General features: G+C 40.0%; 22 protein-coding genes and 1 tRNA gene. 11 read left to right on the top strand and 12 right to left on the bottom strand.

The genetic code is table 11. The features are described from left to right. The first annotated feature begins 90 nt into the window (after positions 1-90). Positions 91-1,869, top strand: a complete 1,779-nt coding sequence (locus BUC10_RS00180) for a DUF885 domain-containing protein (RefSeq protein WP_073175914.1) — start codon at positions 91-93, stop codon at positions 1,867-1,869. Between the two features lie 108 nt (positions 1,870-1,977). Continuing rightward, complete coding sequence (locus BUC10_RS00175) at positions 1,978-2,121, top strand: SsrA-binding protein (RefSeq protein WP_073175913.1); 144 nt, start codon at positions 1,978-1,980, stop codon at positions 2,119-2,121. On the opposite strand, the gene BUC10_RS00170 is transcribed toward BUC10_RS00175, so the two are convergent. Beyond that, positions 2,118-2,630: an adenine phosphoribosyltransferase gene (locus tag BUC10_RS00170; protein WP_073175912.1), complete on the bottom strand. Its 513-nt coding sequence runs from the start codon at positions 2,628-2,630 to the stop codon at positions 2,118-2,120. The genes BUC10_RS00175 and BUC10_RS00170 overlap by 4 nt on opposite strands. 63 nt (positions 2,631-2,693) lie before the next feature. Between BUC10_RS00170 and BUC10_RS00165 the strand changes: the two genes are divergently transcribed. The 4 genes from BUC10_RS00165 to BUC10_RS00150 all read left to right on the top strand — a co-directional run bounded on the left by BUC10_RS00165 (position 2,694) and on the right by BUC10_RS00150 (position 6,699). Beyond that, positions 2,694-2,770 (top strand) — tRNA-Arg (locus BUC10_RS00165). Positions 2,771-3,009: 239 nt separating this feature from the next. Beyond that, positions 3,010-3,903 carry a hypothetical protein gene (locus BUC10_RS00160; protein ID WP_073175911.1) on the top strand — a complete coding sequence of 298 codons (894 nt, stop codon included), beginning with the start codon at positions 3,010-3,012 and terminating at the stop codon, positions 3,901-3,903. Continuing rightward, complete coding sequence (locus BUC10_RS00155; RefSeq protein WP_073175910.1) at positions 3,896-4,423, top strand: SLATT domain-containing protein; 528 nt, start codon at positions 3,896-3,898, stop codon at positions 4,421-4,423. The genes BUC10_RS00160 and BUC10_RS00155 overlap by 8 nt, the downstream gene beginning before the upstream one ends. Positions 4,424-4,737: 314 nt before the next feature. Beyond that, a complete protein-coding gene (locus BUC10_RS00150; RefSeq protein WP_084732488.1) occupies positions 4,738-6,699 on the top strand; it encodes a glycoside hydrolase family 3 protein in 1,962 nt (653 codons plus the stop codon). Between the two features lie 20 nt (positions 6,700-6,719). On the opposite strand, the gene BUC10_RS00145 is transcribed toward BUC10_RS00150, so the two are convergent. The 5 genes from BUC10_RS00145 to BUC10_RS00125 form a co-directional block, all read right to left on the bottom strand. Continuing rightward, positions 6,720-7,544: an alpha/beta fold hydrolase gene (locus BUC10_RS00145; protein ID WP_073175909.1), complete on the bottom strand. Its 825-nt coding sequence runs from the start codon at positions 7,542-7,544 to the stop codon at positions 6,720-6,722. A 74-nt stretch (positions 7,545-7,618) separates the two neighbouring features. Next, on the bottom strand, positions 7,619-7,927 hold the full coding sequence (locus tag BUC10_RS00140; RefSeq protein WP_073175908.1) for a putative antibiotic biosynthesis monooxygenase: 309 nt from the start codon (positions 7,925-7,927) through the stop codon (positions 7,619-7,621). Between the two features lie 53 nt (positions 7,928-7,980). Continuing rightward, positions 7,981-8,382, bottom strand: a complete 402-nt coding sequence (locus BUC10_RS00135) for a MarR family winged helix-turn-helix transcriptional regulator (RefSeq protein WP_073175907.1) — start codon at positions 8,380-8,382, stop codon at positions 7,981-7,983. A gap of 134 nt (positions 8,383-8,516) precedes the next feature. After that, positions 8,517-9,047: a DUF5655 domain-containing protein gene (locus BUC10_RS00130; RefSeq protein WP_073175906.1), complete on the bottom strand. Its 531-nt coding sequence runs from the start codon at positions 9,045-9,047 to the stop codon at positions 8,517-8,519. A gap of 32 nt (positions 9,048-9,079) precedes the next feature. Further along, the gene (locus tag BUC10_RS00125) at positions 9,080-9,478 is read right to left on the bottom strand and encodes a YciI family protein (protein WP_084732487.1); all 399 of its coding nucleotides are present in this window, start codon (positions 9,476-9,478) and stop codon (positions 9,080-9,082) included. Between the two features lie 335 nt (positions 9,479-9,813). Here BUC10_RS00125 and BUC10_RS00120 point away from each other — a divergent pair, with 335 nt between their 5' ends. Together BUC10_RS00120 and BUC10_RS00115 are read left to right on the top strand one after the other, a co-directional pair. Next, a complete protein-coding gene (locus BUC10_RS00120) occupies positions 9,814-10,920 on the top strand; it encodes a sensor histidine kinase (RefSeq protein ID WP_084732486.1) in 1,107 nt (368 codons plus the stop codon). Continuing rightward, positions 10,917-11,660 (top strand): LytR/AlgR family response regulator transcription factor, encoded by a 744-nt coding sequence (locus BUC10_RS00115; protein WP_073175903.1) that lies wholly within the window; start codon positions 10,917-10,919, stop codon positions 11,658-11,660. The genes BUC10_RS00120 and BUC10_RS00115 overlap by 4 nt, the downstream gene beginning before the upstream one ends. 14 nt (positions 11,661-11,674) lie before the next feature. Here the strand turns inward: BUC10_RS00115 and BUC10_RS00110 are convergent, their stop codons facing one another. The 6 genes from BUC10_RS00110 to BUC10_RS00085 all read right to left on the bottom strand — a co-directional run bounded on the left by BUC10_RS00110 (position 11,675) and on the right by BUC10_RS00085 (position 15,972). Then, the gene (locus BUC10_RS00110; RefSeq protein ID WP_073175902.1) at positions 11,675-12,289 is read right to left on the bottom strand and encodes a hypothetical protein; all 615 of its coding nucleotides are present in this window, start codon (positions 12,287-12,289) and stop codon (positions 11,675-11,677) included. 143 nt (positions 12,290-12,432) lie between these two features. Next, positions 12,433-12,708, bottom strand: coding sequence for an ATP-dependent Clp protease adaptor ClpS (locus tag BUC10_RS00105; RefSeq protein ID WP_073175901.1), 276 nt, complete (start codon positions 12,706-12,708; stop codon positions 12,433-12,435). A gap of 19 nt (positions 12,709-12,727) precedes the next feature. After that, positions 12,728-13,558, bottom strand: a complete 831-nt coding sequence (gene prmA, locus BUC10_RS00100) for a 50S ribosomal protein L11 methyltransferase (RefSeq protein WP_073175900.1) — start codon at positions 13,556-13,558, stop codon at positions 12,728-12,730. A 9-nt stretch (positions 13,559-13,567) separates the two neighbouring features. Beyond that, positions 13,568-14,317, bottom strand: coding sequence for a triose-phosphate isomerase (gene tpiA, locus BUC10_RS00095; RefSeq protein ID WP_073175899.1), 750 nt, complete (start codon positions 14,315-14,317; stop codon positions 13,568-13,570). Positions 14,318-14,338: 21 nt separating this feature from the next. Beyond that, positions 14,339-15,433 (bottom strand): BT_3928 family protein, encoded by a 1,095-nt coding sequence (locus BUC10_RS00090; protein WP_073175898.1) that lies wholly within the window; start codon positions 15,431-15,433, stop codon positions 14,339-14,341. Continuing rightward, on the bottom strand, positions 15,430-15,972 hold the full coding sequence (locus BUC10_RS00085; protein ID WP_073175897.1) for a DUF1599 domain-containing protein: 543 nt from the start codon (positions 15,970-15,972) through the stop codon (positions 15,430-15,432). The genes BUC10_RS00090 and BUC10_RS00085 overlap by 4 nt, the downstream gene beginning before the upstream one ends. A gap of 95 nt (positions 15,973-16,067) precedes the next feature. Here BUC10_RS00085 and folP point away from each other — a divergent pair, with 95 nt between their 5' ends. From folP to BUC10_RS00070, 3 genes are read left to right on the top strand one after another with little or no spacing between them, the layout of a single operon-like run. Further along, positions 16,068-16,901 (top strand): dihydropteroate synthase, encoded by an 834-nt coding sequence (gene folP / locus BUC10_RS00080; RefSeq protein ID WP_073175896.1) that lies wholly within the window; start codon positions 16,068-16,070, stop codon positions 16,899-16,901. Positions 16,902-16,945: 44 nt separating this feature from the next. Further along, positions 16,946-17,731, top strand: a complete 786-nt coding sequence (locus BUC10_RS00075) for a diadenylate cyclase (protein ID WP_073175895.1) — start codon at positions 16,946-16,948, stop codon at positions 17,729-17,731. Between the two features lies 1 nt (position 17,732). Further along, a complete protein-coding gene (locus BUC10_RS00070) occupies positions 17,733-18,497 on the top strand; it encodes a DUF3667 domain-containing protein (RefSeq protein ID WP_073175894.1) in 765 nt (254 codons plus the stop codon). Positions 18,498-18,499 lie beyond the last annotated feature (2 nt).

Raw genomic sequence — 18,499 nt, 5'->3', positions numbered from 1 at the left:
ACGCTTTTTTAGAAAATTTTAGCAATTCAAGGCGTTGCATCTAATTCGATTTGTCTATTTTACATTTTTATAACAAATCACACTTAATTAATGAAAAAAATAACAGTTTTTTTAGTTTCCCTAGTTCTTCTGGCCTCTTGTAAACAAGAAGCTAAAAAAGAAGAAATTCCAAGTCTCAGCGAGGAATTCGCTGCAGTATTGGACAGTTATTACGAGGAAGATCTCAAATTGAATCCAATAAACGCGACCACAGCAGGTGATCATCGTTATGACGATGTTTTTGCCAACTCGCTTTCAGATGAGCATATTGCAAAGGTTAAAGCCCATTTTGAAAACTATAAAGCACAATTGGCCAATTTTCCAGACGAAGCGCTGACTGAAAGTGAGCAGTTGAGCAAAGCAATTCTAGCTTGGGAATGTGATATCAACCTTAACGAGTTTAATCACAAGGCCAGCCTAACCCCTATTGACCAAATGTGGTCCACCAATCTTTTCATGGGACAATTGGCAAGTGGTTCCAGCGCCCAACCTTTCAACACGGTGGAAGATTATCAAAAATGGATAAAACGAGTGGAAGGTTATCTGGCATGGCTCTCCAGTGCCGAAGAGAAAATGCGCGAGGGAATGCAAACGGGTCATGTTCTTCCAAAATCTTTGATCGTAAAAGTACTGCCACAATTGGAATCCCTTACCATCACCGATTTAGACAAACATCTGTTTTTCTCTCCAATCAAAAATCTTCCCGATGGTTTTACCGAAGCGGAAAAACTGGAACTCACAACTGCCTATGAGCAAATGGTTAAAGATAAAATCGTCCCAGCTTATCAAAAACTACACGATTTCATGAGAGATGAATACATGGAGGCAGGCAGGGAATCCAGTGGTATTCAAGGTGAACCTGATGGCGATGCCTATTATGCACATCAGATTAGAAAATACACCACGACCAATATGACAGCTTCACAAATCCATGAGTTGGGACTTAGTGAGGTTGCACGAATCCGGTCCGAAATGGAGAAGGTAAAAGAACAAGTTGGTTTTGAAGGGGATTTAAAAGCCTTTTTTGATTATGTAAGGAACAATAAGGAACTCATGCCCTTTACGGAACCCCAGCAGGTTATTGCCAATTTCAATTCCATTCATGACCAAATGAGGCCCCAAATTGAAAAGTTGTTTGACGTAAAGCCAAAAACACCATTTGAGGTTAGGCGTACGGAAGCATTTCGGGAAAAATCGGCCAGCGCTGAATATAACCCAGGCTCCTTGGATGGCACCCGTCCCGGTATTTTTTATACCCCGATTCCAGAAGTCACCAAGTACAATGTCTATTCTGACGAGTCGTTGTTTTTACACGAGGCAATTCCAGGGCACCACTATCAAATTTCCTTGACCCAGGAGAGTGAAGAACTTCCAAAGTTTAGAAAAACTCTTTGGTACAGCGGTTATGGTGAAGGCTGGGCTTTGTACTGTGAATCTTTGGGAAAAGAGCTTGGACTTTACACAGACCCGTACCAGTATTTCGGTATGCTTGGAGCAGAGATGCACCGTGCTATTAGGCTGGTTGTGGATACCGGGCTTCACTCCAAAGGGTGGACACGGGAACAGGCCATCCAATATTCTTTGGACAACGAAGCCGAATCCGAAGCTTCTATAATTTCCGAGGTGGAACGTTATATGGCCAACCCAGGACAGGCCCTATCGTACAAAATTGGACAACTTAAAATACGTGAATTACGTCAAAAAGCTTCAGAGGTTTTAGGGGATAAATTTGATATTAGACAATTCCACAACCAAGTATTGGAAACCGGCTGTGTTCCACTTGCGCTGCTGGAGACGAAAATAGACCAATGGATACAAGAGAATAGTTAATTTCTAATCTTCGAGGGCTGCGAAAGCAGCCCTTTCTTTTTGGTTTCCAGATGCATAACCCACCTATATCCTTAACTTGGTTATATTTGTAAATCCAACACCCAAAGGATGCTCTACAAAGTACTGGCCAAAATCAATAAAGTTGTTCTCCCATCCTATACAAAACGCGGATTGGATCTTACCAAGGCGTCCAAATTGCAGCTAGCTATAATCGGTTGGCGCTATTATGTTACCACCAGAGCTCTGAATTAATATTTCAACAGGGATTCAATTGGGTAGCCATTAAGTTTGTCTGCGCCCTTCAAAAAGGTAAGCTGAATCAAAAAATTGCATTGGATTACCTCTCCGCCCAATTGCTCCACTAGTTTGCACACGGCACTTGCAGTGCCCCCTGTCGCCAAAACATCATCATGTACCAAGACCCTGTCCCCTTTCTGAATGGCATCCGTATGCATTTCAAGAACATCGGTTCCGTATTCGAGCTCATAAGATTCTGAGATAGTTTCGTAGGGAAGTTTCCCCTTTTTCCGAACCGGAATAAAGCCAGCATCAAGTTTTGCAGCCAACATTGGGGCAAAAATAAAGCCCCTGCTGTCCACTCCGACAACTTTGTCGATCTTCAAACCATTGAGGGATTTCATCAATGCATCACAAGCTTTTGTAAGTGCTAATGGGTCCTTTAGCAGCGGGGTAATATCCTTGAACATGACACCTGGTTTGGGAAAGTCTTCTATGTCACGGATATAGGATTCAAAATCCATAATTTTTGATTACTTGGTTTTGTCGTAAATTTAAAAAGAAATATATTTGCACCCCATTAAAAAGGCCTCGTGGCGCAACTGAATAGCGCATCTGATTACGGCTCAGAAGGTTGCAGGTTTGAATCCTGCCGAGGTCACCAGGTTTGAATCCTAATAGAGTCTAAGTATCTGATACTTAGACTCTTTTTTTGTTTTTTATAAGGATTCAAACATTTGACTTCACAAAAACTTAAATCGCTGAAAATCAATGAAATAAAAAGAGGCAACTAAGCTAAACTAGCACAAAAACTTACCAATAAAAATCAGTGGGAAGTAGAAAATAAATACTTTTCTTACAAGAATCATTATATTTAGAAGTTAGCGGTTATTATAAATACATATGAGCTTTAAAGACACTTTGGATTCAATTAATAGATGTTTTGCTAAAAATGTTGAAAAGGATTTACCAACAATTGACGATTTCAGTTCAGATTTGATTGCAGGATTCAATAATGGCAATTTTGAGCTTTTGGAGAGTTTTTCTAATAAAACAAAAGATGTGTACCTCAAATCGGTTTCAAAACGAATTCTAGCAATAAAATCAATCCAAAAAGCCAGAAGCACTGACTCAGAACTAAATATTAAAAAAACTTGGAAATGGATTTATGAGTCGTTAAAAGTTATTCCGACTACAGCCACAATATCTTCAATAGGTTCTCAAGGGTTTTTATCTATTCCACTTTTTAAATATGATAGAGAAATGGAAGGTTTTGACTTCATTAGGCTTCACATATGGGATAATAGTTTAGATAAATATTTTGATAAAAAAAAGAGCAATACTTTTTCAATTCATACACATTCCTTTTTGGCGCAAAGTTGGGTTCTTGTTGGAAAAATTGTAAATAATAGATTTAGAGTCAAAGAAAATCATGAAAATAAAAATGCATCCCTTTTTACCGTAGAATATAATAAAACCCTAAATGAGATTAATCAACATACTAGTGTTGCCGTAAATACTGAAAAAAATGTAAACGTCAAGCAGATTTCAAATGAAGTTTATTCGCCATTTAGTAGCTATAACATCAAACACGGGTATTACCATCAATCAAAAAGTTTAGGAATAAACGGCTTGTCTGCCACTTTTTTTTCATTCACTTCTAAATTTGGAATTGCTGACAACTCATTTGTTGTTGGACCAATGGATATTAAAGAATCAAAAATCAATAGAAAAATGCACATCGATGCGACTTACTTAATTGAGCAGTTAAATACAATAATTGAGGGTTATGAATGAGTTTCAAAGAAAAATGCTTCTGGACTGGATGCGTAAAGTTCATCAGTTGGAATATGCACATAGATTTGAATCTATTAAGTGGGTTAAATTTCATGAACGAATTGGGTATGGAGCTTTTGTATTATCCATAATAATCGCCTTTAGTTTCAGGTTTCCAGAGGTTGATGCAAAAACATTCGAGGGATTACCCTTCTTTTTAAAACAAAATTTTTTTGTTGCTTTTGCATCAACAGTAGTTGCACTACTTACCGGATTACAAACATTTTTAAAACCAAATGAAAAAGCGGAACAGCATAAAAATACAGGTAGTAACTACGAAAGATTAAGACATAGAATTGAATTTATTCTTACTACTCCGTTTTCTAAAACAGAAACAAAAAATCGAATTGAATTGATTAAAGAAGAATGGGAAAATTTAGACGCAATTAATGTGTCTGATAAAAATTTTGGAAAAGGGAAAGACAAAGTAAAGACTTTTGGGAAGTATCCTAAAGAATTGGACTTTTTAGAGGATGTGTAGAAAGCAATAACTACCCTAATAACTTAAGAGCTAGTATGTGATTTATACTAAAAACTTACCAAAAAAAATTTAAATAATTGAATAATAGCAACTTAAAGTAATATAAATAATCCTGCCGAGGTCACGAACAAATCGAAAAGCAAGCAAAATCATAAAGCTTGCTTTTTTGATTTTGAAGGTTTTTGATTTTCAGCGCGGAGTGCTAAGAAACACCGAATGTAATCTGCCGAAGTCACTCATAGCTCAAACCCAGCATTTTCATGCTGGGTTTTGTTGTTTTAGGACTATTATTTTAGTCGTACTTTTAAGTTATCATGACCAAAATAAAAACCAATCCAGTGCACAAATTAGTAGTTCTGCTCTTTGGACTTATTGTATTTTCCGGATGCAAAAACTCCGCATCCAACAAGGGACAAAGTCAATTATCATCAAACCTTCACCATAAATCCCAATTGATCATTGAACAAGATGGTCAGGCTTTTCGGGATTTGAATAAAAATAAACAGATGGATATCTACGAAGATATCCGTGAATCAATCGACGACAGAATTGACGACCTATTAGGTCAGATGACCTTGGAAGAGAAAGCGGGAATGATGTTTATCAATGGGGTCCCCGTAAGTACCGACGCACTCCCAGACGGCAAGCAAGGTTTAAAAGGATTTGTTGCTACCCAACCTCCGATTACCGAAAACATGGACTCCAAGAAAATGACCCATTTCAATACCTGGGACATTCCTGAGGACCTCAGCATTTTAGCCAAATGGTATAACAATGTTCAGCAATTGGCCGAAAATTCAAGGCTGGGCATTCCCATTACTATGGCCTCGGACCCCAGACATCATTTTGACAAAAACAGAGCCGAAGAAACTTCTTCTGGTTTTACCCAATTTTGCGAAATGCCCGGTTTTGCGGCTATTGGCGATGAAGGTTTGGTCAGGGAGTTTGCCGATATCGTGCGCAAAGAGTTCCTTGCTGTGGGATTTAGGGAATCCTTGAGTCCGCAAATTGATTTGGCAACTGAACCTCGCTGGGCACGAATCAATGGTGGTTTTAGCGAAGATGCCTCTCTTACTGCTCGTTTGACAAAACCCTATATACAGGGCTTGCAAGGTAAAACCCTATCCAATGGAGTAGCTTGCATGACGAAGCACTTTCCCGGAGGGGGACCCCAAAAAGAAGGTTTGGACCCTGATTTTATCTTCCACAAAGGCCAAATTTATCCAGGCGATAATTTTGATTATCACCTAATTCCTTTTGAAACAGCTTTTGAAAGCAACACCGCAGGAGTTATGCCCTATTATGGTGTACCTACAGATCAGACCGATGAAAATGTGGCCATGGCCTTCAATAAAACCATTATTACCAAGCTGTTACGTGAGAAGTATAACTATGACGGGGTTGTGTGCACTAACTGGGGATTGATTACCGACATTCCCATGGGCCCAGATGTAACATGGGAAGCCAGGGCCTGGGGCGTAGAACATTTGAGCGAAGCGGAAAGGGTTCTAAAAGTCATTGAAGTGGGATGTGACCAATTCGGTGGAGAGAGTCGACCCGAATTGGTGGTGCAGCTGGTGAATGAGGGTAAATTGCAGGAGGAAAGGTTAAATATCTCGGTACGACGCCTACTACGGCAAAAATTCGAGCTAGGCCTTTTTGATAATCCCTTTTTGGATGAAACCAAAGTGACTGAGGTCATTGGAAATGAAAGTTCAAAGGCACTGGGAGAAAAAACACAGCGGATTTCGATGACATTATTAAAAAACCAAAACGAAACCCTACCCCTGGCTCAGGCTAAACACAAAGTGTTTATCCAAAATATGGATAGTATTACAGTTTCCAAATATGCAGAAGTAGTTGCATCCCCTGAAGATGCAGATTTTGCAATTATAAGGTTAAACACTCCATGGTATCCGGTTGATACCAAAAACTTCATTGCTGCGTCGTTTCACCACGGAGATTTAGACTTTAAAGGAGAAGAAAAACAGGAAGTTTTGACCTTGATGAAAAAAGTTCCCACCATAGTGGATATCTATTTGGATAGGCCTGCTGTTATCCCAGAAATAACAAAACTCGCAAAGGCGGTCATTGCCGATTTTGGCGCTAGCGACGAATCAGCATGCGAGGTTCTTTTTGGAAATGCCAAACCTCAGGGGAAATTACCTTTTGAGCTCCCCTCGTCCATGGAGGCTGTGAGGAGTCAAAAGGCCGATGTTCCATATGATAGCCAAAACCCTTTATTTGAATTTGGTTTTGGGTTGCAGTATAAATGATGGTTTTTGGCTTCCAATCCCTAAAATCCAACCTTTCTTGGCTTTTCTTGTTCTAAAAATGCATAGGTGGCTTTAAGCAATGCTTCCGGTTTATCCATATGAACAAAATGACCCGAGTCTTCGATGATTTCTAAGCGGGAATTGGAGAGGCTTTCAGCCAAGAGTTCCCCTAATCTTACATTGATAAATCGATCATGCCTTCCCCAAACAACTAGCACAGGTTGATGTACTTCATGAATTCTACTTTCCAAATACGCTTGTCCAGGGGCATTATTCTGAAAATAAGCCAAAAAGGCATTTTGAGTATTCTCATTATATCCATCTTTAAGGAATTCATCTTGAATCTCTTTTGGGATATTACTGCCTCTGTAAAATCCTTTATCATAGGCTATTTTTGCAGAAATTTTTGGGAACCATTTGATCAAAGCTTTTGCCCTAATGGAATTTTTGCGGGCAAAACTCTTAACCTCCCATGAGGAATACGCACTTGTTGGAAAGGGTATCCCATCCATAACTATTACACGCTCAATTCTATCAGGGTGCTCCACCGCCATGATCAATGCCGGAGACAGTCCAATATCTGTGGCCATAAGGTGAGCATTCTTGATTTGTAGCGTATCCAGAAAATCCATGGCAACCGCGGCAAATGACCTCGGATTGTGGTTCTTTACCTCCATAAAGGACTCACTTCCCCCAAAACCAGGCCAATCCAAGGCCAAAACATGGAATTTCTTGGATAAGTCAGGAGCGATATCGAACCAGGTGTGAAGGTTCTCTGGCACCCTATGCAACAAAAGCATAGTAGGGTTGTTGCGGTCCCCAAGTTCCGCATAGCGTAGCTTCAATCCATGTTCATGGACATGGGTTGTTTATGTACTCAAAAGTCTTGATTGTAGCTCAATTGTTTTCATGATACTATTTATTTATTGATTTTATTTTTAAAAAGCCAAGGTCCCAGAATCTTTAGCATGAAAGGCATTACCATGAAAACCATGGATATGGATATCATCAGTACCACAATGAGGAGGGTAATACGTCGATCTATATGGTGTAAGGGCAAAATTTGTTTCACCAACCATTCATAGGTAAGCAACAAGGGATATACACCAGCAGCGGTAACGAGTGCTTGTTTCCAGGGAATCATCCGCGGGATGTTCCGAGAATATCCCAAACGTAATTCCGACTTTTTTACACCTGTTTTTACCCGTTCCGATTTTCCAGTTTTCATTGCTATTATTTTATTTTAAAAAGTTGTATATACAACTTGAATTTCAAATTTTTTTATCCAAGTCGAGCCTCCAAATTTTTAATGCTTTGAAGGCCATCCTCTCTCAAATGTTCCACAAGAACATCCATAGCCTTTTCCCATTCCGGAATAAGGACCTTCACTAAATCGATTCCCTGCTCCGTAAGTTCTATCTGTGGTCTATAGGAGGTGGTTCGGAAAATCCAGTTTCTTTTTTCCAACAATTTAATGTTTCTACTAACGGTTGACCTTTCAAGGCAAAGAACCTCTCCCACCTTGCCTTGTTCAACCTTGCCCAGTTCATGCAACGTAAATAGAATCGTCATCTGGTTTTCCGTAATCTTAAAATCACCAAGAATTTGTCTGATATGACCATCTGCTATTCGCGAAAGTCGCCTTAAACGAGAACCAACACAGTGCTTCAACTGATATTTCATGGTACGAATGTAAAAACAAAAGTTGCATATACAACATATTTAACATTAATTAACTATCGATTTCCTCTTTTCAACTAGCATAATCGGGCTGGGTCGAGCACCATCATGGGAAGCTAGAATTTAGAGAACAAGGCCTATACCGCATTGTCGTATGCTTCCTTAAGCCATCCAATCAATTCTTCGTCTACCTCGGAGACTTTCTCGATTTGAACACGATTTGAACACATGGAACCAAAACTACCAGAATTCAGCAATCGGTTGGTAAGCGGCTTATCCTCTAGTTTAAGTCCAAGGTCAATCCTGGTTTTCGTGGAAGGCTGAATCAGGGCAAACTGTTTTTTAGCCCTTGCACTCACATTGGCTTTTTTGGGAACGAAAGTTATATCTGAATCCAGTTTTTGAATGGCCTCTCGGAGCTTTTCATAAATGGGCAGCAAATGTTCCTTTCCCTTGTATTGCATCCTGATCAAATCCTCATCGGTATGGGAGGCCGCATCAGCACTTCGACTCTTTAGTGCAACAAAATTTGCATAACCATGGGTAAAACCATGTTCCGCTTTTAAGAATTTTAGAATCTCCCCATGTTTTTCAAAGTTTTCTTTTCCAACGATTACAATCCATTCTTCCAAAGATTTTCCCGTTTTCTCCAAAAGGCCTTTTTCCATATCAGTTTAAAATAAGTGGTTATGTTCTTTTTTTATTCCTCTTTAGTTTCAAGACTTAACATTCCCTTTTCGGTGAACCATTTTCTTAATTCAAAGTTGAACACCTTAGCCTTTACTGCAGGATCCTCCATAACCCAGGACTCTGCCTCCTTCTTTGATTTGGCATCAAGAATAAAAAGCCCTCCACCATCGGCAAACGGGCCTGCCAACAGCAGTCTCCCCTGTTGTGCCATTTCCTTGATGTTTTTAAGATGCTGGTTTAAAATTTTCTGGGATTCGGAGGGAGAGATACTATCCCTTTCTGGATTTGGCACCAGTTCCACAAAGTAATAGGTGGCCAATGTGGGCATGTTTTCATTTTGACCGTTCATCTGCTGTGCAACCATCAAAAGACCAATAGCCCACAATGAGGTTCTCAAGATTTTCATCATTTGTTAATTTATCTAAACCCACTTCCGTACTTGTATTTTTGCACAAAACAACCCACCCTTGAGTTACACAAGACGAACGAGCTTATCTTAAGTCAGGGAAACTAACCAAATACTGTGTTCCAAAAAATGGGAGTGAAACAAAAATGCCGTTATTTGAAATAAAACCTAGCTTATTTGAAACTAATGTAAGTCGGTGTTTATAAGCATACTACATTTTAAGTGAAAGCAAACGAAGTTAGCATACAAAGCCTTACCTTTCTTACTAAAATCCTGTAAACCTAAGCCTATATCCAGATAGGTTCAGGCATCTTATAGTATTTCAAATTGCAATATTCATGCAGCTAATGAAGATTTCATCTATACCCGATTATCGACTACCCTCTGTAGGTCAAATTGACCCAAAAACATGGGTTGGTAAAAGATTAAAACAGTTTTTGGTACTTGCCTGGACCATAATTGCCCTATCAACAGTTTTCCAGTCTTTGCTTTTTTGGGAATCCACAGACCAGATGTTTTGGAATAGAACTTTCATTTTTCCTTCGGTGATTTGGATTGTAGGTCTTTTACTGATTTTCCTATTAGTACTTCCTGGATACTTTCTGATACAAAAGTTTACAGGTTTCCAAAAGCTGATGTTTTTTGTTGCACATTGTGTGCTTTATTCAGCACTTTACATCGCCCTAATTGTTTCTCTTTATGGGCTTTTCCTTCGCACAGCCAATTGGTCTTGGTATATAGACACGGCCAATACTATTGCAAGCGAAGGACTCCATAATGTGATCAAAAATTATCTATTTCTTATTTCCATCATATTTGCGTTTGAGTATTTTAAGCGAAAAGAAAATCTTATTCGAGAAAAAGAGCAAGTTGAAAAAGAATTACTGAAGGCGAAACATCTAGCCCTTAAAGCCAAATTACAGCCTCATTTTCTATTCAACACCTTAAATAGTATTGTTGCGCTGATAGAAGAAAACGGTAAAAAGGCCGAGGACTCCTTAATAAGCTTAAGCGATTTACTCCGGTACTCCATGGATATCACCCCCAAACAGCTTATTCCTATTGCAGAGGAGCTGAATCTTCTTCAAAAGTATCTGAAAATTGAAAAAAACAGATACGAAGAACAACTTGAGGTCAAATGGGAACATAGAGATCAAAAGACATCTTTTCAGCTTCCTGCCTTAATCCTTCAGCCCATAGTTGAAAATTGCATAAAGCATGGGTTTAAAGGCATCAACCGGGTTCTGACCATTACCATTTTTGTTGATTATACATTGAAGAAGATCAAAATAGCCAACAATGGGAATGTCCTTCCCAAAGCACCTACGTATGGTACTGGAATTGAAATTGTAAAACAACGTCTGGATTATCACTTTGGAGAGAATTTTAATTTTAGATTGGAACAACAGGACCAATGGGTGGTCTATGAAATTCAATTGGTATGATGGCTGAGCTTAAACTGAAAACCGTTTTAGTGGAAGATGAGGGCGCGGCATTACGTCGGCTAAAAAAATTTGCTTCAAATTCCGAGTACCTAAAAGTTGTGGGTATGGCCCAGAACGGTTTGGAGGCCATTCAGGAAATCAAGTCCAAATCCCCAGATTTGATTTTATTGGATATTGAGTTAAAGGATATGACCGCATTTGAAGTTCTTGATCGACTTTCGTGTACTTTCACCGGTAAAATCATATTCGTAACGGCTTTCAATAAATATGCGGTTAATGCCTTCAATATTTCTGCAATCGATTATTTATTGAAACCTTATGATGAACATAGGTTCGAACAGGCCATAGAAAAAGCTGTAAAACAAATGGTAGCGCTGGATACCAATATGCTACTTGAGGTATTCAAAAAACTTAATCCTAATAGTCCCGAAAAATTGCAAATCCAAGAAGGTTCCACTTTGCACCATATCCCAATCAAGGAAATCATTTGGATAGAAGCAGATGGTTATTATTGCAAGCTTTATAAGCTAAATGGAAAATCGGTGCTTTTGAGAAAATTACTAAAGGAATTTGAAATAATACTTCCCAAAACCAATTTTAAGCGCATCAATAGATCTTCAATTATAAACACAAGTTTTATAGAAAAGGAAAGGGTTCACCAAAGCAACCATCTGTACTATCTTACTGGCGGTTTTGAATTAAAGCAGTCGGATAAATACATGAATAAGACCGATTGGTAAGCCTTTGTCCTAATTTAATCTTGCGCATCACCTTTTAGTGAGTCAATGGTAATCCTGGCCTGCTCTAATTGATTGCCTAGCCGCTGATTTTCCCGATTATACCGCTCCTGAATCTGTTCCAACTTTCGTTCAAATTCATCAACGGGCACATAATCAGGTTCCCAAAAAGCTCCTTTTAAAATACTGAAGAGGGTGAAAAGAAAACTGAAAACAATGGCGGAGATAAGTAAAACAAGTAAAGTCCGTTCCCGCTTTGGGCCTGGTGTACTTCTTTTAAGAAGTTGTTTTTCATCTTTTGAAAGTTTCCGATTATTGGCCAGTTGCCCCAAAAAGGTATCCCATTTCTCCTCCTCTTTCACATGCATGTCCATAAACCCACCGTCATCTAAAAAATCCTGGGTATTCCTGGTGGAAGCCAACATAAAAATCTCGGCGCCATTACCTCCCATGACATCCAGCAGATTCGTATCATAATCCCGAATCTCCCGTATCAGCTTCTCTACAAAACCCAGATCATAATTGGGACGAAGAAATTCATCATATAATACCTGAATCTCAAAATAATCCCTACGATCCGTAGCGTATTCCAAAAATCGATCTTTTAATTCGGCCTTAAAAAACTCGCCCATTTTAGGTTAGTGAATTGTTTGGTTGGATACTGGTTACAAAGGCTAAAATTAAGGTAAATACAATTGGGGCTGAGCAATTCCTGTGTAAAGAATAAGTGATTTTTCTCCGGATGTAAAACTCCATTTCCGTTCTAGGAACCTATCTACACAATTTCTGCACTTAGTCCGGCTTGAAGCAATCGGGTGCATCTGGGTTTCAAATCATCGTATTCCCCCGTTTTAACCGTACACTTACCATTGTAATGCACAATTAAAGAGCATTGTTCCGCTTGTTCCGGGGTGTGCTCGCACACGGAAATTAAGGTTTCGATGACATGGTCAAAGGTATTGACATCATCATTAAAAAGTACGATCTCGCTCTGCTTTACAACTTCTTCTTCCAGCAGCAGTTCTTCCGATACTTTCTCCTTGGTACCCATTCTATTGGAATTAATTATTCTAATTTACATATTTTGCCGAAACCCACTTATTCTTTTCAAAATTTTTAACGAATTGCAAACCGTGCTCGGTACACTTTGAAGAAATTGCATCTAAATCATCTGAATAAAAGCCACTTAGAAATAAGGATCCTTTAGGGTTCAGACTTTTTGCATAAGCGGGAATGTCCTCCAACAGGATATTCCGATTGATATTTGCCAAGATGATATCGAATGTTTTGCCGGCTAAAAGCGATACGTCCCCCTGAAAGACTTCAATACTGCAGTGATTTCTTTCAGCATTCTCCACCGTGTTCAAATAGCACCACTCATCAATATCTATGGCCTCTGCATACGCAGCGCCCTTCATCTTCGCCAAGATGGCTAAAACCCCCGTGCCACATCCCATGTCCAGTACCGATTTTCCATCAAAATCATTATCCAAAATATGTTGAAGCATCATGTGTGTAGTCTCGTGATGCCCGGTACCGAAACTCATCTTTGGCTCAATAATAATATCGAACTCAACCGGCTCCTTTTCATGAAATGGCGCTCGGACCATACACTGGGAACCCACCTTTATAGGACGAAAGTTCTTTTCCCATTCGGCATTCCAGTTTTGTTGTTTGATTTTCTTTTGGGACCAGTCGATTTCAAATTCCTGATGTTGAAGGATATGAACTTGCTCCAACAAATCAGATGCCCATTCAGATTCCAAAATGTAAGCCCTGAGACCGGTTTCCTCCTCCACAAAACTCTCAAACCCAAGGGCTCCAAGTTCCGCAATCAGAATTTCAACGGCAGGTTGAACGGGTTTTACCTTAAAATGACATTCAATATAGGTTAAACCCATAATCTACAGTTAAATGGCCCTAACAATGGCAATAAAATCATCCGCTTTCAAGGAAGCTCCTCCAATTAGACCCCCATCCACATCCGGTTTGGAAAATATTTCCTCGGCATTGGCCGGCTTTACACTTCCCCCATAAAGAATTGAGACACCATCTGCAATCTCCGTGTTGTACGCTTCAGTAATGGTCTTCCTAATGAACGCATGCATTTCCTGAGCCTGTTCTGGACTTGCGGTCTCTCCCGTGCCAATGGCCCAGACCGGTTCGTAGGCCAAAACAATATTCGACCATGACCCGGCATCCAAATCAAAAAGCGCATTTTTTAACTGGCTCTCCACTACCGCAAAATGGTTTCCAGACTTGCGTTCTTCCAATTCCTCACCAAAACAAAAAATGATTTGCATATCCTTATTCAAGGCGGCTTTTACCTTCTTGGACAACAATTCATCATCCTCCCCAAAGTAAGAGCGCCTTTCCGAATGGCCCAAAATCACAGTATCCACATGGATATTCAATAACATATCTGCAGAAATCTCACCGGTATAGGCGCCATCCTCGGCAAAGTGCATGTTTTGGGCTGCTACCTTAATCCTTGAGGATTGCAAGTTTCTTTGTGCTCCGGCAAGATTTACAAAAGTAGGAGCAACTACAACTTCTGCATGGGTATCTGGTAGTTTGGCTGAAAGTTCCGAAAGCAAAGCCTCGGTCTCCTCTAAATTTTTGTTCATTTTCCAGTTACCTGCTACTATTTGGGTTCTCATAGTTTTCTTTTTAGGTGGTTATTAGAAATCAAGTTGATCAAAATCGTTATAATGTACTTTTTGGGTAATAGTTCCTTTTTTTAAAACCAATACGGCGGGATTGGACCGAACGATGGTCTTAAGTGTGGTCTCATCGGTAAAATAGAAATCGAAATCCAGGCCAAAGTCCTTTTTTAGAGCCCGAGTCTGCGCATCACTGGAAGCCGACATGCCAATGACCTTATACCCTTTGGCATTAGCCTTACGGGCGAGATCTGCAATTTCCGCAAAATAGGGACGTTCGCTTTTTGCCAGGTCATAGGCAATTACCATGACCAAGTTTTCCTCTTCCAAAAGTTCTGAAGCAAAGTCAACACCCTCCTGTTCAATCGTAAAATCGTGAATGGGTGGCTCATAGCCTTTTTGAATTTCGGTGGTTTCTACGTCCAAAAACTCACCGTCAACCGAGGGGTATTCCCCATTGGTGACCACAATTTTATCAGTCCCATTAACCTTGAATCGCCAGGCATACTCGTAGATGGGTTTTGGTGCGTTCTCGGGAACCGACATGCCCTCCTGTATATTGGCCCCAATTTCATAAGGTCGAAAGTCCACAGACGGTAAATGATTGAGTACCTGATTGGCAAACAAGGAACAGCCCACCAAGGCAACAGCACCCAAAATCCAGTTCGTTTTTTCCGTAAACAAAGGTTGGATGTACTTCCGCCCAAAAAACAAGATCAGGATAAAAACCAGTAAGATCACATCTTTTGTAAAGGATTCCCAAGGTGTTAATTTTACGGCATCCCCAAAGCATCCGCAGTCTGTGACCTTGTTGAAATAAGCGGAATAGAACGTTAGAAAAGTGAAGAAAATGATCATAAGCAAGAGGCTCCAAACCGTAAACTTGGGTTTAAAACCAATAAGCAGTAAAATACCCAAAAGCACCTCTACAATGACAACAAATATGGAGATTCCCAATGCTAACGGGGTCAAAAATGGCAAATCCAACACCCCTTGACTAAAATATTCTTCCAACTTAAACGAAAAACCAACAGGGTCATTAAGCTTTATCAGTCCACTTATAATGAATAAGATTCCCACAAAAATCCTTGAAATCCAAACTAGATATTTCATTTGCCGTCATTTAGGTGGATGAGTGCAAAAACAGCATAATTGATAATATCCTGATAATTTGCATCTATACCTTCACTAACCAAGGTAGTCCCCTGATTATCCTCAATTTGCTTGACGCGAAGCAGCTTTTGCAAAATCAAATCGGTAAGCGAACTCACCCTCATATCGCGCCACGCCTCCCCATAATCATGGTTTTTATTTTCCATGAGTGACTTTGTGGTAAACACCTCGTCATCATACAATTTTATGGCCTCTTTTTCACTTAGATCTGGCTGCTCAGCTATACCTTTTTTAAGTTGAATCAGGGCCATAATGGAGTAGTTGATGATACCGATAAATTCAGACTGTTCACCTTCGTCCACCTTGCGCACTTCATTTTCCTGAAGGCTTCTAATACGTTGCGCTTTTATGAAAATCTGGTCGGTTAGGGAAGGAAGTCGCAATATTCGCCATGCGGTTCCGTAATCCTTGGTTTTTTTTAAGAAGAGTTCCCGGCAGTTGCCAATGACCGCATCATATTGTTGGGAGGTCTGCTGCATCTATTCTTGCTAATTTGCGTAAATTTCGTCCAAACTACAGGTGCTTTGTAGCACCTTGCCAAAGATAATCAAACGCAACAAAGCACCCATTTTTTATGACTATAAACTGCAAGGGAAAGCTGATTGATCTAAGCAGCCCCAAAATTATGGGCATACTTAACCTCACACCGGATTCATTTTACGACGGAGGAAAGTACAAAGACGAGCAAGACATCTTAAACCAAGTGGAAACGATGCTGAAGGATGGGGCTACTTTTATAGACATGGGTGCCTATAGCTCCCGACCCGGTGCTGAACATGTCCCAGAAGATGAAGAACTCCAACGGATGTTGCCCATACTTGAGCTGATTCTTGTCAATTTTCCAGAGACTTTGGTTTCCATAGATACCTTTAGAAGCAAGGTAGCATCCAAGAGCATTGAAATGGGTGCCGCGCTTATCAACGATATCTCTGCGGGAAATCTTGACGAGGAAATGTTGAATACTATTGCAAAGTATCAAGTTCCTTATATTATTATGCATTTAAAGGGCACACCCCAATCCATGCAAAAACAAGCGGTATATGACGATTTGATCAAAGACCTAAGGTTTTATTTCTCTGGAAAAATTAAGGAAACCACGTCAAAAAAAATCAACGATGTCCTAATTGATCCTGGTTTTGGTTTCGCCAAGACAACGGCACAAAATTATACACTTTTGAATCACCTAGATTTATTCCAAGCCTTTGAGCTGCCCATTTTAATAGGACTTAGCAGAAAATCCATGATTTATAAAACACTACGGTCCTCTCCAAAGGCAGCATTGAATGGCACTACTGCCCTGCATATGGTTGCACTTTTGAAAGGAGCCAACGTGTTGCGCGTGCACGATGTAAAAGAAGCCGCTGAATGCGTAACCCTCATCGAAGAACTGAAAGCTAACGCGCTCTAATTTTAGGTTCTGCTATTTTTGCTAATTTTACAAAAACACCGCGGTTGGATTTTCTAAATTTTCTTGAATTTAAGATTACCGATGTTATAGACATCGTTCTTGTCGCCGCCCTGCTCTACTACATCTATAAACTGGTCAAGGGAACCGTAGCCATCAATATCTTTATTGGTATTGTAATCGTTTGGGCCCTATGGAAACTTACGGAACTTCTGCAAATGAAAATGATCAGCAGTATGGTTGGTGGTTTTATGAATATTGGATTGATTGCCCTTATCATTGTCTTTCAACAGGAAATACGGAAATTTTTGTTGATGATCGGCTCCACCAATTTTGCCACCAAACGTAACTTTATCCGCCATTTTAAGTTCCTGAAACAGGAGGCCATGCCCACGGACACCAATGTTGAGGCCTTAATTGGGGCTTGCGAGAAAATGGGAGTCACCAAAACCGGAGCTATTTTGGTATTGGAGCGAACAAATTCCCTGGATTTTGTAAAAATTACAGGGGACAGCATGAACATTGAGATCACCCAACCCATTTTAGAGAGTATTTTCTTTAAGAATAGCCCACTGCATGATGGAGCAGCCATCATTCAAGACAACTTTATTACGGCCACAAGAGTGATTCTTCCTGTATCCAATGACAGAAACATTCCGCTTCGTTTCGGACTTCGACATCGCGCCGCCGTAGGTATTACCGAGAAGACAGATGCTGTTTGCTTGGTGGTCAGTGAGGAAACCGGTGCCATTTCCTATATTAAAAATGGTGAGTTTGTCCCTTACAAGGGTCTTGAAGAACTTTCTAACCTACTAAAAAAGGACCTGGAATAGAATGGAGTGCAAAAACTGCAAAAGCCCCCTTCAATTCTCGGATAATTATTGCAATTCCTGTGGTGCCAAGGTCATTCGCAATCCCTTGACCTTAAAAAATGTATGGGAAGATGTCAGTGCTCAGGTATTTAATTTGGACAACACCTTTCTCAGAACCTTCAAAGGCCTATTTAGCCACCCGGGAGAGGTAGTTATTTCTTTCATTTCGGGAACCCGAAAAAGGTATATGAACCCTGTAGGCTACTTCGCTATTGCCGTTACTTTATCAGGTCTGATGTTTTTTATTCTGAGAAATCTCTACGGACTCAATCTTGCCCAAAGCAGTATCAACGATGTGGATGTATCCGGAATGAATTTTGTCTTTGATTATCAGGCATTGTTGTCTTACCTCAGCATGCCGCTCTATGCATTGATGACCTGGCTATTGTTTCGCGGAAAAAAGAGATTCAACTACACAGAACACTTGGTGGCCAATGCCTATATCACAAGTCAAATGTCCTATCTGCAGGTCTTTACGTATTTATTGGTATTGGGGCTGTTTCCCGTGCAATTTGATGTATTCAATTTTGCTTTTCTGTTTGTTACGGTCATCTATCAATTTCACGTTTTACGTCAAATGCACCAAACAAAACTATGGGGTACTTTATGGAGGGGACTGATCTATGTGGTCCTGCTTCTCATTATTATGACGGGATTGGGCACTTTAATGGTGATTATTGCCATTCTAACTGGACAGATGTCCTTGCAGGAAATAACTTTACAATAACT

This window comes from Flagellimonas flava, from assembly GCF_900129665.1.
Taxonomy (GTDB): domain Bacteria; phylum Bacteroidota; class Bacteroidia; order Flavobacteriales; family Flavobacteriaceae; genus Flagellimonas; species Flagellimonas flava.
The sequence above is the reverse complement of the archived record's forward strand: the minus strand, read 5'-3'. Positions and strand labels throughout refer to the sequence as shown.

What these genes read in the sequence shown, in the direction of transcription:
- BUC10_RS00180 (WP_073175914.1), top strand. Translation starts at nt 91, where the DNA reads ATGAAAAAAATAACAGTTTTTTTAGTTTCCCTAGTTCTTCTGGCCTCT.
- BUC10_RS00175 (WP_073175913.1), top strand. Translation starts at nt 1,978, where the DNA reads ATGCTCTACAAAGTACTGGCCAAAATCAATAAAGTTGTTCTCCCATCC.
- BUC10_RS00170 (WP_073175912.1), bottom strand. Translation starts at nt 2,630, where the DNA reads ATGGATTTTGAATCCTATATCCGTGACATAGAAGACTTTCCCAAACCA.
- BUC10_RS00160 (WP_073175911.1), top strand. Translation starts at nt 3,010, where the DNA reads ATGAGCTTTAAAGACACTTTGGATTCAATTAATAGATGTTTTGCTAAA.
- BUC10_RS00155 (WP_073175910.1), top strand. Translation starts at nt 3,896, where the DNA reads ATGAATGAGTTTCAAAGAAAAATGCTTCTGGACTGGATGCGTAAAGTT.
- BUC10_RS00150 (WP_084732488.1), top strand. Translation starts at nt 4,738, where the DNA reads ATGACCAAAATAAAAACCAATCCAGTGCACAAATTAGTAGTTCTGCTC.
- BUC10_RS00140 (WP_073175908.1), bottom strand. Translation starts at nt 7,927, where the DNA reads ATGAAAACTGGAAAATCGGAACGGGTAAAAACAGGTGTAAAAAAGTCG.
- BUC10_RS00135 (WP_073175907.1), bottom strand. Translation starts at nt 8,382, where the DNA reads ATGAAATATCAGTTGAAGCACTGTGTTGGTTCTCGTTTAAGGCGACTT.
- BUC10_RS00130 (WP_073175906.1), bottom strand. Translation starts at nt 9,047, where the DNA reads ATGGAAAAAGGCCTTTTGGAGAAAACGGGAAAATCTTTGGAAGAATGG.
- BUC10_RS00125 (WP_084732487.1), bottom strand. Translation starts at nt 9,478, where the DNA reads ATGATGAAAATCTTGAGAACCTCATTGTGGGCTATTGGTCTTTTGATG.
- BUC10_RS00120 (WP_084732486.1), top strand. Translation starts at nt 9,814, where the DNA reads ATGCAGCTAATGAAGATTTCATCTATACCCGATTATCGACTACCCTCT.
- BUC10_RS00115 (WP_073175903.1), top strand. Translation starts at nt 10,917, where the DNA reads ATGATGGCTGAGCTTAAACTGAAAACCGTTTTAGTGGAAGATGAGGGC.
- BUC10_RS00110 (WP_073175902.1), bottom strand. Translation starts at nt 12,289, where the DNA reads ATGGGCGAGTTTTTTAAGGCCGAATTAAAAGATCGATTTTTGGAATAC.
- BUC10_RS00105 (WP_073175901.1), bottom strand. Translation starts at nt 12,708, where the DNA reads ATGGGTACCAAGGAGAAAGTATCGGAAGAACTGCTGCTGGAAGAAGAA.
- prmA (WP_073175900.1), bottom strand. Translation starts at nt 13,558, where the DNA reads ATGGGTTTAACCTATATTGAATGTCATTTTAAGGTAAAACCCGTTCAA.
- tpiA (WP_073175899.1), bottom strand. Translation starts at nt 14,317, where the DNA reads ATGAGAACCCAAATAGTAGCAGGTAACTGGAAAATGAACAAAAATTTA.
- BUC10_RS00090 (WP_073175898.1), bottom strand. Translation starts at nt 15,433, where the DNA reads ATGAAATATCTAGTTTGGATTTCAAGGATTTTTGTGGGAATCTTATTC.
- BUC10_RS00085 (WP_073175897.1), bottom strand. Translation starts at nt 15,972, where the DNA reads ATGCAGCAGACCTCCCAACAATATGATGCGGTCATTGGCAACTGCCGG.
- folP (WP_073175896.1), top strand. Translation starts at nt 16,068, where the DNA reads ATGACTATAAACTGCAAGGGAAAGCTGATTGATCTAAGCAGCCCCAAA.
- BUC10_RS00070 (WP_073175894.1), top strand. Translation starts at nt 17,733, where the DNA reads ATGGAGTGCAAAAACTGCAAAAGCCCCCTTCAATTCTCGGATAATTAT.